Annotated in this window: 15 protein-coding genes; 7 read left to right on the top strand and 8 right to left on the bottom strand. The window is 61.9% G+C overall.

The window, feature by feature from the left end:
* Nucleotides 1–21 precede the first annotated feature (21 nt).
* Nucleotides 22–1,263, bottom strand: a complete 1,242-nt coding sequence (locus tag ASD32_RS17090; protein ID WP_060639238.1) for a bifunctional cobalt-precorrin-7 (C(5))-methyltransferase/cobalt-precorrin-6B (C(15))-methyltransferase — start codon at nucleotides 1,261–1,263, stop codon at nucleotides 22–24.
* On the opposite strand from ASD32_RS17090, the gene ASD32_RS17085 reads away from it, so the two are divergent.
* On the top strand, nucleotides 1,262–2,032 hold the full coding sequence (locus ASD32_RS17085; protein ID WP_060639237.1) for a cobalt-precorrin-6A reductase: 771 nt from the start codon (nucleotides 1,262–1,264) through the stop codon (nucleotides 2,030–2,032). The two genes, ASD32_RS17090 and ASD32_RS17085, sit on opposite strands and share 2 nt — an antisense overlap.
* On the opposite strand, the gene ASD32_RS17080 is transcribed toward ASD32_RS17085, so the two are convergent.
* The 5 genes from ASD32_RS17080 to cobF all read right to left on the bottom strand — a co-directional run bounded on the left by ASD32_RS17080 (nucleotide 1,996) and on the right by cobF (nucleotide 6,408).
* Nucleotides 1,996–2,760: a precorrin-3B C(17)-methyltransferase gene (locus tag ASD32_RS17080; RefSeq protein WP_060639236.1), complete on the bottom strand. Its 765-nt coding sequence runs from the start codon at nucleotides 2,758–2,760 to the stop codon at nucleotides 1,996–1,998. The genes ASD32_RS17085 and ASD32_RS17080 overlap by 37 nt on opposite strands.
* Nucleotides 2,757–3,494, bottom strand: a complete 738-nt coding sequence (locus ASD32_RS17075) for a precorrin-2 C(20)-methyltransferase (protein ID WP_060639235.1) — start codon at nucleotides 3,492–3,494, stop codon at nucleotides 2,757–2,759. The genes ASD32_RS17080 and ASD32_RS17075 overlap by 4 nt, the downstream gene beginning before the upstream one ends.
* Nucleotides 3,491–4,123 (bottom strand): precorrin-8X methylmutase, encoded by a 633-nt coding sequence (locus ASD32_RS17070; protein ID WP_060639234.1) that lies wholly within the window; start codon nucleotides 4,121–4,123, stop codon nucleotides 3,491–3,493. The genes ASD32_RS17075 and ASD32_RS17070 overlap by 4 nt, the downstream gene beginning before the upstream one ends.
* 2 nt (nucleotides 4,124–4,125) lie before the next feature.
* On the bottom strand, nucleotides 4,126–5,499 hold the full coding sequence (cobG, locus tag ASD32_RS17065; RefSeq protein WP_060639233.1) for a precorrin-3B synthase: 1,374 nt from the start codon (nucleotides 5,497–5,499) through the stop codon (nucleotides 4,126–4,128).
* Between the two features lie 138 nt (nucleotides 5,500–5,637).
* Complete coding sequence (gene cobF / locus ASD32_RS17060; protein WP_060639232.1) at nucleotides 5,638–6,408, bottom strand: precorrin-6A synthase (deacetylating); 771 nt, start codon at nucleotides 6,406–6,408, stop codon at nucleotides 5,638–5,640.
* Nucleotides 6,409–6,763: 355 nt separating this feature from the next.
* On the opposite strand from cobF, the gene ASD32_RS17055 reads away from it, so the two are divergent.
* From ASD32_RS17055 to ASD32_RS17045, 3 genes are all read left to right on the top strand, one after another.
* Nucleotides 6,764–8,530: a type I secretion system permease/ATPase gene (locus tag ASD32_RS17055; protein WP_060639231.1), complete on the top strand. Its 1,767-nt coding sequence runs from the start codon at nucleotides 6,764–6,766 to the stop codon at nucleotides 8,528–8,530.
* The gene (locus ASD32_RS17050) at nucleotides 8,527–9,846 is read left to right on the top strand and encodes an HlyD family type I secretion periplasmic adaptor subunit (RefSeq protein ID WP_060639230.1); all 1,320 of its coding nucleotides are present in this window, start codon (nucleotides 8,527–8,529) and stop codon (nucleotides 9,844–9,846) included. The genes ASD32_RS17055 and ASD32_RS17050 overlap by 4 nt, the downstream gene beginning before the upstream one ends.
* A gap of 130 nt (nucleotides 9,847–9,976) precedes the next feature.
* Nucleotides 9,977–10,885: a DMT family transporter gene (locus tag ASD32_RS17045; protein ID WP_060639564.1), complete on the top strand. Its 909-nt coding sequence runs from the start codon at nucleotides 9,977–9,979 to the stop codon at nucleotides 10,883–10,885.
* On the opposite strand, the gene ung is transcribed toward ASD32_RS17045, so the two are convergent.
* Nucleotides 10,882–11,583, bottom strand: a complete 702-nt coding sequence (gene ung / locus ASD32_RS17040) for a uracil-DNA glycosylase (RefSeq protein ID WP_060639563.1) — start codon at nucleotides 11,581–11,583, stop codon at nucleotides 10,882–10,884. The genes ASD32_RS17045 and ung overlap by 4 nt on opposite strands.
* A 188-nt stretch (nucleotides 11,584–11,771) precedes the next feature.
* Between ung and modA the strand changes: the two genes are divergently transcribed.
* The 3 genes from modA (at nucleotide 11,772) to modC (ending at nucleotide 14,434) form a co-directional block, all read left to right on the top strand.
* A complete protein-coding gene (modA, locus tag ASD32_RS17035; RefSeq protein WP_060639562.1) occupies nucleotides 11,772–12,566 on the top strand; it encodes a molybdate ABC transporter substrate-binding protein in 795 nt (264 codons plus the stop codon).
* 102 nt (nucleotides 12,567–12,668) lie between these two features.
* Complete coding sequence (gene modB / locus ASD32_RS17030; RefSeq protein ID WP_060639229.1) at nucleotides 12,669–13,370, top strand: molybdate ABC transporter permease subunit; 702 nt, start codon at nucleotides 12,669–12,671, stop codon at nucleotides 13,368–13,370.
* Entirely contained in the window at nucleotides 13,367–14,434 is a 1,068-nt protein-coding gene (gene modC, locus ASD32_RS17025) for a molybdenum ABC transporter ATP-binding protein (protein ID WP_060639228.1), read from the top strand. Before modB ends, modC begins: the two co-directional genes overlap by 4 nt.
* Here the strand turns inward: modC and ASD32_RS17020 are convergent.
* Complete coding sequence (locus ASD32_RS17020) at nucleotides 14,409–14,804, bottom strand: winged helix-turn-helix domain-containing protein (protein ID WP_060639227.1); 396 nt, start codon at nucleotides 14,802–14,804, stop codon at nucleotides 14,409–14,411. The two genes, modC and ASD32_RS17020, sit on opposite strands and share 26 nt — an antisense overlap.
* Nucleotides 14,805–14,877 lie beyond the last annotated feature (73 nt).

The following is a 14,877-nucleotide window of genomic DNA, read 5'->3' as shown; positions in this document are numbered from 1 at the left end:
TATCCTTCTGAATATCCAAGGTCAGGGTTTGACCCATGACCATTGCGTGACCGGCATGGCCGGACGCCAGCCCGTCATGGCGCCCACCGGCGATGCGCGGGCGATATCGATGCGCAGCAGCGATCCGCCGAGGCGGGCCTGATGGTCCAGAAGCACCGCCTCCATCTGCGTCGTCACCGCATTGGCAACCAACCGGCCACCGCTTTTCAAGGCGGCGATGACCGCAGCCATAACGCCCTCCTCGCTGCCACCGCCACCGATAAAAACCGCATCCGGAGATGGCAACCCGGCAAGGGCCTGGGGCGCTGTTCCATGAACGATTGTCAAACCGGGCACACCGAAATTCACCGCGTTGCGCCCGATGCGCGCGATGCGATCCGGCGAGCCTTCGATGGCAATCGCGCGCATTGCCGGATCGGACAGCATCCACTCGATCCCGATCGATCCGGAACCTGCGCCGACATCCCAAAGCAGTTCGCCGCGCCGGGGCGCAAGTGCTGACAGCGTCAGCGCGCGGACCTCGCGCTTGGTGATCTGGCCATCATGTTCGAAAAGCCCGTCATCAAGGCCGGCGGCGAGCGGCAAGATGCGCGCGTCAGTGTCAACCACAACCTCAACAGAACAGATGTTGAGCGTGTTGATAGCCGCCAGCGAGAAATCCGCAGCGATCTGCGAAGTCACACGCTCCCGAGCACCGCCCAGCGCCTCAAGCACCGTCAACCGCGATTGCCCGAACCCGCTTGAAACAAGCAGCGCCGCAAGCTGAGCCGGACCATGTTCATCGGATGTCAGCGCCAGAATGCGCGATCCCGGCTGCAGATGCGGCCGGATCAGATCGAGCGGACGGCCATGCAGGGACACAATCACCGTATCCTGCAACGCCCAACCGAGGCGGGAGGCTGCCAAGCTGAACGAGGACGGAGCGGGGAAAACCCGCATTTCGGCGCGGGCGATCCGGCGCGACAGCGTCACCCCGGCGCCGAAGAAGAAGGGATCGCCGGATGCGAGCACCACGACGGGCTGTCCGCGCAGCGCAACGACGGCCTCGACGGAACGCTCGAAAGGGCTTAGCCACGGATGGCGCTCGCCGGAGATCAAGGTTGCGGTGAGCTCTAGATGACGGGCGCCACCGAAAACCACCAAAGCAGCGGCGATGCAGCGCTTGGCCTCGTCGCCGAGACCGGCTAAACCGTCTTCACCCAGGCCGATGATCGTCAGCCAGGGCAGATTATTGCTGCCAGAAGAGGCCTGACCGTCACCCATGGGCAAACACCGTATCCTGATCCTTGGCGGCACGACCGAAGCACGGCAGCTGGCAGCCGCGCTGGCTCTCCGCACGGACTGCGACATTCTCCTGTCGCTCGCCGGGCGAACGGCGGAACCCATCGCTCAACCGGTGCCGAGCCGCAGCGGCGGCTTCGGTGGCAGCGACGGGCTTGCCGGTTTTCTGAAGTCTGAAAATTTCGACCTTTTGATCGACGCCACCCATCCCTTTGCGGCGCGCATCTCGCACAATGCGGCGGTTGCGGCAGGCAGCACCGGCATTGCATTTTTTGCGCTTCGCCGCTTCGCCTGGAAACAGCAACCCGGCGATCTCTGGACCTGCATCCGTTCCATTCCGGAGGCGGTTGCGGCGCTTGGCGCGGCGCCAAAACGTGTCTTTCTCGCCATTGGCAGGCAGGAGGTCTTCCATTTCGAACATGCGCCGCAACACCAATATCTGATCCGCAGCGTCGATCCCGTCCTGCCGCAGCTCGGCATACCCGATGCGCGCTACATTCTGGCGACCGGCCCCTTTGAGGAAGCCGCCGAGCGCGCCCTTCTCACCGGCAACCGGATCGACGTCATCGTCGCCAAGAACAGCGGCGGCACGGCCACCTATGGTAAGATCGCAGCCGCCCGTGCGCTGGGTATCGCGGTAATCATGGTCGAGCGCCAGCAACCGGACGATGTCCGCACGGTGGAGACTGTCAAAGACGCGCTCGGCCTTGTCGATCACCTTTTCTCCCCGGCGATGAAACGCGGCGTGTAAACGAGGTCAGGCTTGCCCGGACGTGGGATGATGCGGGTCTCGGGCGAGCCGATGAGCACGCAGGTCGCCATATCCGCCTTCCCGGCATCGGCTTTCGCCAGCGTCATGACCAGCATGCGCTCATCCGGGCGTCCGGCCGCGCGGCCGAAGATCACCGGCGTTTGCGCCGGCAGCACGGTGCGCAGGATATCGAAGGCTTCGCCAAGCTGCCAGGGCCGCGCCTTGCTGATCGGATTGTAGAGCGCGATCACCAGGCCCGCTTGCGCTACCAGCGTCAAACGGCGGGTAATCACATCCCAGGGCTTCAGATTGTCCGACAGCGAAATGGCACAGAAATCATGGCCGAGCGGAGCACCAATGCGGGCGGCAACCGCGAGCATCGCGGTGACACCGGGCACGATGACGAGATCGATCGCGCGCCATTCCTCCGGTCCGTTATCGATTGCCTCGCAGACGGCGGCAGCCATGGCAAAGACGCCGGGATCACCGCCGGAAACGACACAGACATCGGTACCAGCCACGGCGCGCATGATGGCCGCCTGTGCCCGGTCCAGTTCCTCGCGATTGTCGGACGCGATCCGGTTCTGATCCGGGCGCAGGGAAAGCCGGTCGAGATAGGGGCCGTAGCCAAGGAAATCGGTTGATTTCGAGACCGCATCGAGCGCCTCGGGCGTCATCTGCTGCGGACCGCCCGGACCCGTGCCGATCACATACAGCGTGCCGCTCATGATCTGCCGCTCCAGCCGGGAACCAGCACCAGCGAAAAATAGGGCGCGGTATCATCGGCCTTTTCAGCCAGCGGGATCATTGCGGAATTCGCCATCGTGCCGCGCTCGACATAAACCGCCTGGCCAAGCTTGCCGGCTGCCGTCAAAGCCCGCCGGATCTTCGGCAGATTGCGGCCGACCTTCATGATCACGGCGGCCTGCGTATCGGCAAGACGCCGGATCAATTGGTCCTCGCCCATCGTGCCCGGAAGCACGGACAGCACATCGTCGCCCTGCACGATCGGCAGGCCCGCCAGCGACCAGCAGCCGGACATGGCGGTGATCCCCGGAATGACCTCGACTGGGAAACGCCCGGCCAGACGCACGTGCAGATGCATATAGGAGCCGTAGAACATCGGATCGCCTTCGCTGAGGATGGCGACGGTCTTGCCGGCGTTCAGATGTTCGGCAACGGCTGCAGCCGAGGCATCGTAAAAGCCGGTGATCTGGCTCTTGTAGTCGTCGTGATCCTTCTCGATCTCGACGGTCACCGGATAGTAAAGTGGCAATTCGAGGAGACCGGGCTTCAGCAACCCATCGACCACAGCGCGCCCATTGCCGCGCCGCCCTTGCTTGGCGAAATAGGCGAGCACATCGGCGGCTTCCAATGCCTTGATCGCCTTGAGGGTCAGAAGCTCCGGATCGCCGGGGCCTGTTCCGACACCGATCAATCTGCCTTGAGACGGCGCGCTCACAGTCCTGGCCTCGCCAGCGAATTGACCGCAGCAGCCGTCATGGCGCTGCCGCCGAGACGGCCGCGCACGATCGCATAGGGCACGCCGTAGGAGTGCTCCGCCAATGCGTCCTTTGATTCCGCAGCCCCGACGAAGCCGACCGGCATGCCGATAATGGCGGCCGGTTTTGGCGCGCCGTCGCGCAGCAGTTCCAAAAGAAAGAACAGCGCCGTCGGCGCATTGCCGATGGCAACCACGGACCCGGCAAGACGATCGACCCAGAGCTTCAGGGCAGCGGCAGACCGGGTATTGCCGATCTCGCGGGCAATCTCGATGGTCTGCGGTTCGCGCAACGTGCAGACCACATCATTATTGGCGGGCAGGCGGGCACGGGTGATGCCGTGGTAAACCATGAAAGCATCGCAGAAGATCGGCGCACCATTTTTCAGGGCTTGGCGGGCAGCCGGGACGAAGCCCGGCGAAAACTCGAAATATTGCGCAGCATCCACCAGCCCGCAGGCATGCACCATGCGAACGGCCAGATCGGCCTCTTCCTCGGTGAAACGGGAGAGATCGGTTTCGCTGCGAATGATGGCAAACGAGCGCTCGTAGATGGCATCGCCATCCCGGATATAATCGTAATCAGGCATCTCTATCCCTGTTGAACCGCGGCTCTGATCCCATCCGCTCCGAGCCGTGTAAGGCAGGACCGGGCCGATTCGCCACCCTGTTTCCGCTCAGACACCAGCTTGTCGAGATGTGCAAGCGCGGTTCTTATGTTGTTTTCATCGATATAAGCGGTTGGTTGCGCCGATGCGGAGCCATTTACGACAAGCCCATAGCCTGTTGGCGCAGCCGTGATCGTCAAGCCCGAGGCAGACGGCTTGGCACAGCCCTTGGCGCAGCCCGACACATGCACCGTCAACGACCCGTCAAGCAGTGTGGGCGCCGTGTCGGCCAGCATCTGCGCGACGGCTCTCGTATCGATCTGCGCCGAAGCGCAGGCGCCAAGCCCGGCGCAGGCGGCAATATGATTGCGCGGATCGCGCGGGAAAGCCCGCAAACCATGGCCAAGAGCCAGAGCCTGTGCAGCGGCGATCCGGTCCCGCACAATCCCCAGCACCATCAGCGCATGACCGGGCGCCAAGCGGATTTCCGTGGCTCCGACTATGTCCATCGCTTCCAGCAAGGTGCAAAGAGCCCGCGCATGGATTTGGCCGAAGGGCAGGCCGATGCCCAGAATGCAGCATTCATTGCCAAGATCATGAATGCCAGCGGAACTCGGCGCGGCCATCTGGGGCGGGATCCCATCGAGATCGAATGCGCTTGCCCAGCGGGTCGCAACGGCCCCGATAATATCGCGGGCGCGGGCATCCCTGCCGATCGCAGCCAGATTTTTGAGGATGTCCATGGTGGCGGGCACGACGGCCGCGTCTTCCAGCACCGCGATCCGGCTCGCTGTCGCTTCCGTACCGGCAAGCGACAGCAGCCAGAAGACCGCATCGTTGATCCGCACAGCGCGCAACCGGATATCAGCAGTGACCGCCCCCAGATTGAGCTGCCCGCCGCCATCCGCGATTACCGACAGTTTCGGGGCCAGCGCCAGTGGCGGCTGATGCGCAGACACCGCCATGCGCAACCGCTCGGCCATTGAAACTGCATCGGCGATATCCGCCGGGTCGAGCCCCGCCAGAGGTGGCGTCTCGATGGCCAGCCCTTGCGTGATTGCGATGCCGGCATCTTCAATTTTCTGCGACAGGATGGGAACGCTTTGTGCCGTCAGGCCGCGGATCTGCAGGTTGCCGCGCGCCGTGATTTCCAGGATGCCGTTGCCGCAGACTGCAGCGGCATCCGCGATCGCCATCAGTTCACGAAGCGCAAATCCGGGCTTTTCAGGCCGCAGGCGCGCCAAAAGACCGTCGCCGGTCATCATCGGTGCCGACAGGGACGGGCACGCGCCACGGCGCATCGGCGAGCGCTGCGCGGCTTCCATTGGCCCATCGGATGGTGCGGCATGAAACGTCATGACAGGCGCGTGGCCATCTCCAGTCTTTACAAACAATCCAAACGGGCCAGCGAACGCCGGCTGAAAAAGCACTCTACAACACAGACAATCCCGCCGCCATGCCGAGTACCACGTCAAAACGAAGCACCGCTTTGGCCGCTATTCCTCGAAATCGGCGCCCTTTTGCAGAAGGTAGACATCCATGATCCACCCATGCTGTGCCCGCGCCGCAGCCCGTGTCTTGAGGATTTCGTCTTTCACGTCGGCAAGGCGGCCGGACAGGATGATCTCCTGGTCGGTGCCGAGATAGGCGCCCCAATAAATCCGCGCGTCCGGATCCTCGATCTTCATGAACGCTTGTTCGCCATCCAGCATCACGACGGCCGTCTCGTTTCTGTGCGGAAAACTCTCCGCCAGCCGCCGCCCGGTGGTGATCTCCACCGGCTTGCCGACGAGATTGAGCGGTATCCTGTGGCTGGCGGCCAGCGCCTGTATGCTGGTAATGCCGGGAATGACCGCGTAGTCGAACGCAACCGCCGCCAGCGCGCGCACCCGTTCGATGATCCGGATCGTGCTGTCATAGAGCATCGGATCGCCCCAGACGAGAAAGGCGCCGGTCTGGCCTTCAGCGAGTTCCTGAATCAGCAGGCGCTCATAGGCGCTTGCGATGGCGGCGTGCCAGTCATCGACGCTGCGATGATAGGAGCGATCCGCCACATGGCGCACGGGAAGCTCGAATTCCACCACCCGGCTCTTTGGATTGGAGACATAACGCGAGACGATATCGCGGCGGATATCGGCCAGCTGCGCCTTGGCGTCACCCTTGGTGGGGATGAACAGGACGTCCGCCTGATTGAGCGCATTGATCGCCTGCACCGTCATGTGTTCAGGGTTTCCCGCACCTATACCCACGACCAGAACATTTTTCATGCCGTAACCTTTTTCAACATATCGGTGTGTTTGGCGCATGGATGAAACGAGCGCAAGACGGAGGCGTCCCGCTTCAAGATAAGCATCTGGTAAAACACCAAAAATACTTTACCAGGATAATACAACCGCCATGGTCACCGGCCGATATTTGCACTATAAAAGCGATAAATACGTTTACATTAGCGATAAATCATTTACATAGGCGCGCAAATCCCGCTGCCGGCGACACGATATGCCGGTGCAGTTCGCATGCTCCCCAGGACAAAGAATCCCAGGTAATGCGGCCTTAGAGAAATTGTGGCACATTGTGCACACCATTTGAGACGGCGAACGTCTCGCGAGGACCTCAACAGTGATGAATGCATCGAAGACCAAAGTCAGCGCATCCGATCCGGCCGAAGCCCTGTGGAATTGCAAGGCGGGCTTTATCGGCATCTTTGTCGCCAGTGCGCTGGTCAATATCCTGTATCTGACCGGCTCCTTCTTCATGCTGGAAGTCTATGACCGGGTTCTGCCGAGCCGAAGCATCCCGACGCTGATCGCGCTCTGCCTGCTCGCGCTGCTGCTCTATGCCTTCCAGGGCGCCTTCGAGATGGTGCGCGGCCGCATGCTCGTGCGCATTGCAGGCGCTCTCGATGAAGCCATGAGCGCACGGATCTACCGCGCCGTGGTTCAGGCACCGTTGAAGCTGCGCACCCAGGGCGACGGCCTGCAGGCGTTGCGCGATTTCGATCAGGTCCGCTCGTTCCTGTCGGGAACCGGCCCGGCCGCCTTCTTCGATCTACCCTGGCTGCCGTTCTATATCGGCATCTGCTTCCTCTTCCACCCAATGATCGGCATCGTCGCGATCGTCGGCTCGATCATCCTCATCGCCCTGACATTCCTCACCAATCGCGGCACGCAGGGCCCGTCGAAAAAGGCCTCGGAAGCCGGCAACCATCGCAATGCCTTCGCCCAGGCCTCGCAGCGCAATGCCGAAGTCATGCAGGCCATGGGCATGATGGGCCGGATGTCGCAGCTTTGGGAACAGCGCAACAACACCTACCGGGAGCAAAACCGCGAGACGTCCGATGTCGGTAACGGCTATGGCGCCCTGTCCAAGGTGTTCCGCATGGCGCTGCAATCGGCCGTTCTAGCAACAGGCGCCGTTCTCGTCATCGAAGGCATGGCGTCGCCCGGCATCATCATCGCAGGCTCCATCCTGACCGCCCGCGCGCTGGCGCCGGTGGAACTGGCGATCGGCAACTGGCGCGGCTATGTGTCCTGCCGCCAGAGCTGGGCACGCCTCAACGAATTGCTCAAGGCCCTGCCGGAACGCGAAGCGCCGCTGGAACTGCCCGAGCCCAAGGAAAAACTGAGCGCCGAAGGCCTGGCCGGCGGCCCTCCCGGCGCGCAGCGCCTGACATTTGCAGAGGTGAACTTCACCGTGAAGGCCGGCAGTGCGCTCGGCGTCATCGGCCCGAGCGCCTCGGGCAAGTCGTCGCTTGCCCGCGCCCTTATCGGCATCTGGCCGGCATTTCGCGGCTCGGTTCGCCTCGATGGTGCAGCACTCGACCAGTGGGACGCTGACAGGCTCGGCTGTCACATCGGCTATCTGCCGCAGGATGTCGAACTGTTTTCCGGCACCGTGGCGCAGAATATTGCCCGCCTCTCCGACAATCCGTCGCCGGACGCCATCGTCTCTGCGGCCAGGGCCGCCCGCGTCCATGACCTCATCCTCAAACTGCCCAATGGCTACGAGACCGAGATCGGCGATGGCGGGGCAGCGCTGTCTGCCGGCCAGCGCCAGCGCGTAGCCCTTGCCCGCGCCCTCTATGGAGAGCCCTTCCTGATCGTCCTTGACGAACCCAACTCCAATCTGGATGCGGAGGGCGAGCAGGCCCTGAGTGAAGCCATCATGAGCGTGCGGGCCCGCGGCGGCATCGTCGTCGTCATCGCCCATAGGCCAAGCGCGCTCGCGGCAACCGACATGGTGCTCATGATGAACGAAGGGCGGATGCAGGCCTTCGGGCCGAAGGACGAGGTGCTGGCCCAGATTCTGCGCAAGGACAACCGCCAGCCGCAAATTGCAAGCCACGCATCGCTGAAAGTCGTGGGCGAAGGACAGGATTCCGCATCATGACCGGTACAGTCAAACCCATCAGCTCGCACCGGTCGCTGGGCCGGCATATCGCGGCGGTTTCTCTTCTCGGCATCGCCCTCGTCGTTGGCGTTGGCGGCTGGGCGATGACCACGGAATTGTCGAGCGCGATCGTCGCAAGCGGCACCGTCGTGGTCGAGAATAACGTCAAGAAGATCCAGCACCTGACCGGTGGCATCGTCGAAGAGGTGCTGGTCAAGGAAGGCGACAGCGTCAAGGCCGGCCAGATCCTGATCAAGCTCGATGGCACCACCGTGCGCGCCAACCTGTCGATCGTGCAGAACACGCTGGCACAGCTCTATGCCCGCAGGGCTCGCCTTTTGGCAGAACAGCTCGGGTCCAGCGATTTCAGCATTCCGGAAAACCTGAACGAACTGACCTCCGGAACAAGCACTCCGGCGAGCGTCCTGGAACAGAGCGAGCGCAAGCTGTTCGTCAGCCGCAAAAGCGCGCTCGTCGGCATGAAGAGCCAGCTTGCATCCCGCAAGGACCAGCTTGTGGACGAGACCAAGGGCCTGACGGTTCAGCTGGCGGCGATCGAGGACGCGCTGAAACTGATCGGCGAGGAACTGGGCGGCCTCGACAAGCTCTATGGCAAGGGCCTCGTTTCCATGCAGCGCCTGACCGAGCTGAAGCGCGACCGCGCCCAGCTGGAAGGTGATCGCGGGGCGCGTCTTGCGGCCCGTGCGCAGGCGGCCGGAAAATCCAGCGAAATCGACCTGCAAATCCTGCAGCTCGACGAAGACCGCCGCACCGAGATCGCCAAGGAACTGACCGATGTAGAAGGCAAGATCGCCGAATATGAGGATCGCCGCATTGCCGCCATGGATCAGCTGAAGCGTATCGACATTCGTGCGCCCCTCGATGGCCGCATCTATCAGCTGGCGGTGCATACCGTGAACGGTGTCATCAATCCCGGCGAAGTGCTGATGCTTGTCGTTCCCGGCGCCGATGGCCTGACGGTCGAGGCGAAGATCGCCACGCATGATATCGACCAGATCCGCCTCGGCCAGCCGGTGGAAGTCCGCTTCAGCGCCTTCAACCAGCGCACCACGCCGATCGTCGATGCGGAAGTGGTCACCATCGCTCCGGACCTCGTGACCGACCAGCGCACCGGAATGACCTACTATCCGCTGCGCATCAAGCCGAAGGCGGACAGCCTGGCAGGGCTGAAGGGGCTGACCCTTTATCCCGGCATGCCCGCCGAGGTCTTCATCAAGATCGCCGATCGCACGGTGATCTCCTATCTCGCAAAACCGCTGACCGAACAGATCCAGCATACGTTCCGCGAAGACTAAAGTTAAAATAGGCAACACGGCCATGTTCCGCATGGCCGTGTTGCCGGAAAACGCCTGTTTTCAAACAATCAAGGCAGCATCGTCAAAATCGCGTGGCTGCTTGCGGCACAGCCGGTGTATGACCGGTGTCATGACCTCGAAGCGCACCGGCTATATTTTCGTCCTGCTTGCCCTTGTAATCTTTTCGATACAGGACGCGATTTCCAAGCACCTGGGCAGCCTCTACCCGCCGGTCTTCATCACGATGATCCGCTACTGGGCGTTTGCGGCCTTCGCCATCCTGCTGGCATCGCGATCGCGCGGCGGTCTTTCCGTCACGGCCCAAACGAAACGTCCGGTGCTGCAGGTCCTGCGCGGCATGCTGCTGGTCGCCCAGATCGTCATCGTCATCTATTCGTTCTCAAGGGTCGGCCTTGCCCATTCGCAGGCAATCTTTTCCTCCGGTCCGCTTTTCGTGGCGCTGCTCTCCATGCCGCTGCTTGGCGAGCGCGTCGGCTGGCGGCGCTGGACGGCGATCATCGTCGGGTTGCTCGGCGTTTTGCTGATCTTGAAGCCGGATGACAGCAGCTTCGACATCAATTTCCTGATCCCCATCTCTTCGGCGCTGATCTTTGCGATCTATGTTATCTCGACGCGGCTCGTCAGCCGCGATGACAGTGCGATGACCAGCTTCTTTTATACAGGTGTTGCCGGCGCGGTCGCGATCACCCTTGTCGGCCCGTTCTACTGGACGGTGCTGGCGCCACAGGACTGGGCCTGGATGCTGCTGCTTTGCATCACCGGAACCAGCAGCCATTTCTTCCTGATCAAGGCCTATGAACTGCTGGATGCTGCCGAGGTGCAGCCGCTGACCTATTTACAGCTGGTCTTCGCCTCGATCATCGGCGTCTCCATTTTCGGCGAAACGCTGAACCTCAACATGATCTTCGGCTCGGTGATCGTCGTCAGCGCCGGTATCTTCACCGTCTGGCGCGAAAGCATCGTCGCCCGTCGCAACGCCAAGCAACCCGAACCGCCATCCTCCCAGACGCTGACCTAAGCCTGAATTTCCGGATTGGCAGGCAATTCCCAATCGATCGGCTCGCGGCCCTTCGAGACGAGGAAATCATTGGCTTTGGAAAAGGGCTTGGTGCCGAAAAAGCCGTTATGGGCCGACAGTGGCGAGGGATGCGGTGAGCGGATCACTAGATGACGTGACGGATCCACGAAAGCCGCCTTTTTCTGCGCATAGGACCCCCAGAGAATGAAGACGACCGGATGTTGCTGATCGTTGACCGCCCGGATGATCGCATCAGTGAACTTTTCCCAGCCCTTGCCCTGATGGGACGCCGCCATCGCGCGCTCCACCGTCAGCACGCTGTTGAGCAAAAGTACACCTTGCCGCGCCCAATGTTCCAGAAAGCCGTGGCGGGCGGGCAAAATGCCGAGATCGCCATGCAGTTCCTTGTAGATATTCACCAGCGATGGCGGCGAGCGCACGCCGGGCTTGACGCTGAAGGACAGCCCATGCGCCTGCCCCTCGCCATGATAGGGGTCCTGCCCGAGAATGACGACCCGCACCTTGTCGAGCGGCGTCAGATCCAGCGCTCGAAAATACTCCGTCCCCTTCGGAAAGATCTGCTTGCCGCTGTTTTTTTCCTCCAGCAGGAATTTTTTCAAGACGGCCATGTAGGGGCTGGAGAATTCCGCGCTCAAAGCTGCTTTCCAGCTCTCCTCGATCTTCACACTCGATTCCATCACGTTCCCAACCTTGTCCATTCCGTCCACCCTGCGGCGCAGAACTTAACGTCAGCTCCGCCGATGGCAAGCAGCAAGCAACAGGCCGGTGCGAATGAGTTTCAATATATTTTGATTAATATAACGCTGGCCAATCTCACTACGCCGTTATATCTAAAGGAATATCTCGAAACCAAATGGGGCACCGCATGCGCACTGAACGTCGAACCTTGCTGAAATTTCTCGGAACTGCCGCCGTCGCACTCTGGATCGGTGGCGCGTCGCTCGCCCAGCCTGCGCTTGCAGCCGAAAAGGTTACCGTCTTTGCTGCGGCAAGCCTGAAGAACGCGCTCGATGCCGTTGATGCCGAATGGAAGAAGGAAAGCGGCAAGGAAACCACCGTTTCCTACGCTGCAAGCTCGGCACTCGCCAAGCAGATCGAATCCGGCGCACCGGCCGACGTCTTCATCTCCGCCGACCTTGCCTGGATGGATTACGTTTCTGAGAAGAAACTGATCAAGGACGACACCCGCGCCAACCTGCTCGGCAACCGCATCGTTTTGGTCACCGGCAAAAAGGATGCAGGCCCCGTCGATATCAAGCAGGGACTTGATCTGAAGGCATTGCTCGGCGACGAGAAGCTCGCCATGGGCGCCGTTGATTCCGTTCCCGCCGGCAAATACGGCAAGGCCGCACTGGAAAAGCTCGGTATCTGGTCGTCCGTCGAAAAGAACGTCGCCGGCGCTGAAAACGTCCGGGCTGCGCTTCTGCTCGTCTCCAAGGGTGAAGCGCCCTATGGCATCGTCTATCAGACGGATGCCGCTGCCGACAAGGATGTGACCATTGCCGGCACTTTCCCGGAAGACAGCCATCCGCCGATCGTCTACCCGATCGCCATCACCGCTGACAGCAAGAACCCGGACGCAGCCGCCTATGTCGACTTTGTCAAATCTGCCAAGGCTGCCGCCCTGTTCGAAGCCCAGGGCTTTACGGTTTTGAAGTAAGCAAGCCTGAAATAGATGACCCGATAATAAGACGGCGATGCGCTCTATCCGCAAAGGGATGGAGCGCATATCGTTTGGCTATCGGAGACGGAGCATGAGCATTTGGACTGGTTGACGTTAAGCGACGCGGAATGGACGGCGATCCGCCTCAGCCTGCGCGTATCCTTTGTCGCCATGATCGTCAGCCTGCCCTTTGCCATTGCCATCGCCATGCTTCTGGCGCGCGGGCGGTTCTGGGGGAAATCCATCCTTAACGGCCTCGTCCACCTGCCGCTGATCCTGCCGCCGGTCGTCACCGGTTTCCTGCTTCTGATCCTGTTTGGCAAGCGCGGCCCGATCGGCGCATTTCTGGCCGAATATACCGGTATCGTCTTTTCCTTCCGCTGGACGGGTGCCGCCCTTGCCTGCGCTGTCATGGCCTTCCCGCTGATGGTGCGCAGCATCCGCCTGTCGATCGAAGCGGTCGATCGCCGGCTGGAACAGGCGGCATCGACGCTCGGTGCCGCGCCGTTTTGGGTTTTCATCACCGTCACGCTGCCGCTGGTCTTGCCCGGTGTCATAGCCGGCATGGTGCTTGCCTTTGCCAAGGCGATGGGCGAATTCGGCGCAACGATCACCTTCGTTTCCAACATTCCCGGCGAAACCCAGACGTTGTCAGCGGCGATCTATACGTTTACCCAGGTTCCCGGCGGCGATGCCGGCGCGTTTCGCCTGACCCTCATTTCCATCGTCATTTCCATGGCCGCCTTGATTCTCTCGGAAATCCTCGCAAACCTTGCGGCCAAGAAAATGGACGCCGCATGAGCCTCAAGGTTGATATCCGCCACCGGCTCGGCGCTTTCTCCGTCGAAGCGGCCTTCACCGCGCAAAAGGGTGTTACCGCCCTGTTCGGCCGCTCGGGCTCCGGCAAGACCTCGCTGATCAACATCATCGCCGGGCTGATGCGGCCTGAAAGCGGGTCCCTCAGCTTCAACGGCGACGTGCTTTTCGACGGCGCCACCCATAGTTTCGTGCCCGCACACAGGCGCCGTTTCGGCTATGTCTTCCAGGAGGCCCGGCTCTTTCCGCATCTGAGCGTGCGGCGCAATCTCGGCTACGGCCGCTGGTTTGCCCCTCGCGGCCAGGGTGGGGCGGATTTCGACCGGATCGTCGATCTGCTCGGCGTCGGCGCGCTTCTGGACCGCGCACCGGCGCATCTGTCTGGCGGTGAAAAACAACGCATTGCCATCGGCCGGGCGCTTTTGTCCAATCCGCGCCTGCTGCTGATGGACGAGCCGATGGCCGCGCTTGACGAGGAGCGCAAGGCCGAAATCCTGCCCTATCTGGAGCGGCTGCGTGATGAGGCGGATATTCCGATTGTCTATGTCAGCCATTCGGTGGCGGAAGTCGCGCGGCTCGCCACAAAGGTGATCATCCTGGAAAACGGCCGCGTCAGCGCATCGGGCGATGCGGCAACCATCCTCAGCCAGCCCTCCTCGACCATCAGCCGCCGCGAGGCCGGCGCGGTCATCGATGGTGTCGTCGGGGGAACAGATACAGAGCATCAGATCACCGTCATCCGCGCCGGACAGGCCGAAATCCGCGTGCCGCACCTGAACGCGCCCAACGGCAAGGCGGTGCGCCTGCAGATCGCCGCCCGCGACGTCATGCTCGCCACCAGCCGGCCGGAAGGACTGAGCGCGCTCAACATCCTCACTGCCACGATCATCGAGATCGGCGAACCGGCGCAGGGCATGGTGGATGTGCGGCTGGATTGCGGCGGTGTGACGATCGTTTCGCGCATCACGTTTCTGTCGCGCGACATGCTTCAACTGCACGCCGGTAAACCGGTTTACGCGATCATCAAGAGCGTGGCTCTGGATCTCTGATCACAGCCGCGCCGGAATTCAGATTGTCCTGCAGCCAGGCAAGTTCGGAGGCGAGCGCAACTTGCGCCTTTTCCTCCATCGCGCGGAACTGACGGATCAACGCCTCGCCGAAAGGCGTCAGCACCGCACCGCCGCCCTGCTTTCCGCCGCGCTGCGATTCCACCGCCTCTTCTTTGAACATGCTGTTGAGCGCACTGACCAGAAGCCAGGCCCGGCGGTAGGACATATCCATCGCGCGGCCCGCAGCCGAGATCGATCCGGTTTCGCGGATATGTTCGAGCAGCTCGATCTTGCCCCGCCCCAGCCTTTCGGAATGGGGAAAATCCACCCGCAGGACGGGGTGGAGACTGCTGGTATCTGTCTGTGTCATGCGGTTCTGCGTGCCCTGGCTGGATCGGCAAAAGACTATCGCGCGCCCCCGCCAATGTATAGCCACGCCGTCG

This window comes from Rhizobium sp. Root483D2 (genome assembly GCF_001426685.1).
Classification (GTDB): domain Bacteria; phylum Pseudomonadota; class Alphaproteobacteria; order Rhizobiales; family Rhizobiaceae; genus Pararhizobium; species Pararhizobium qamdonense.
Note: the sequence above shows the minus strand (reverse complement) of the source record. Positions and strands in the feature narration are given on the sequence as shown.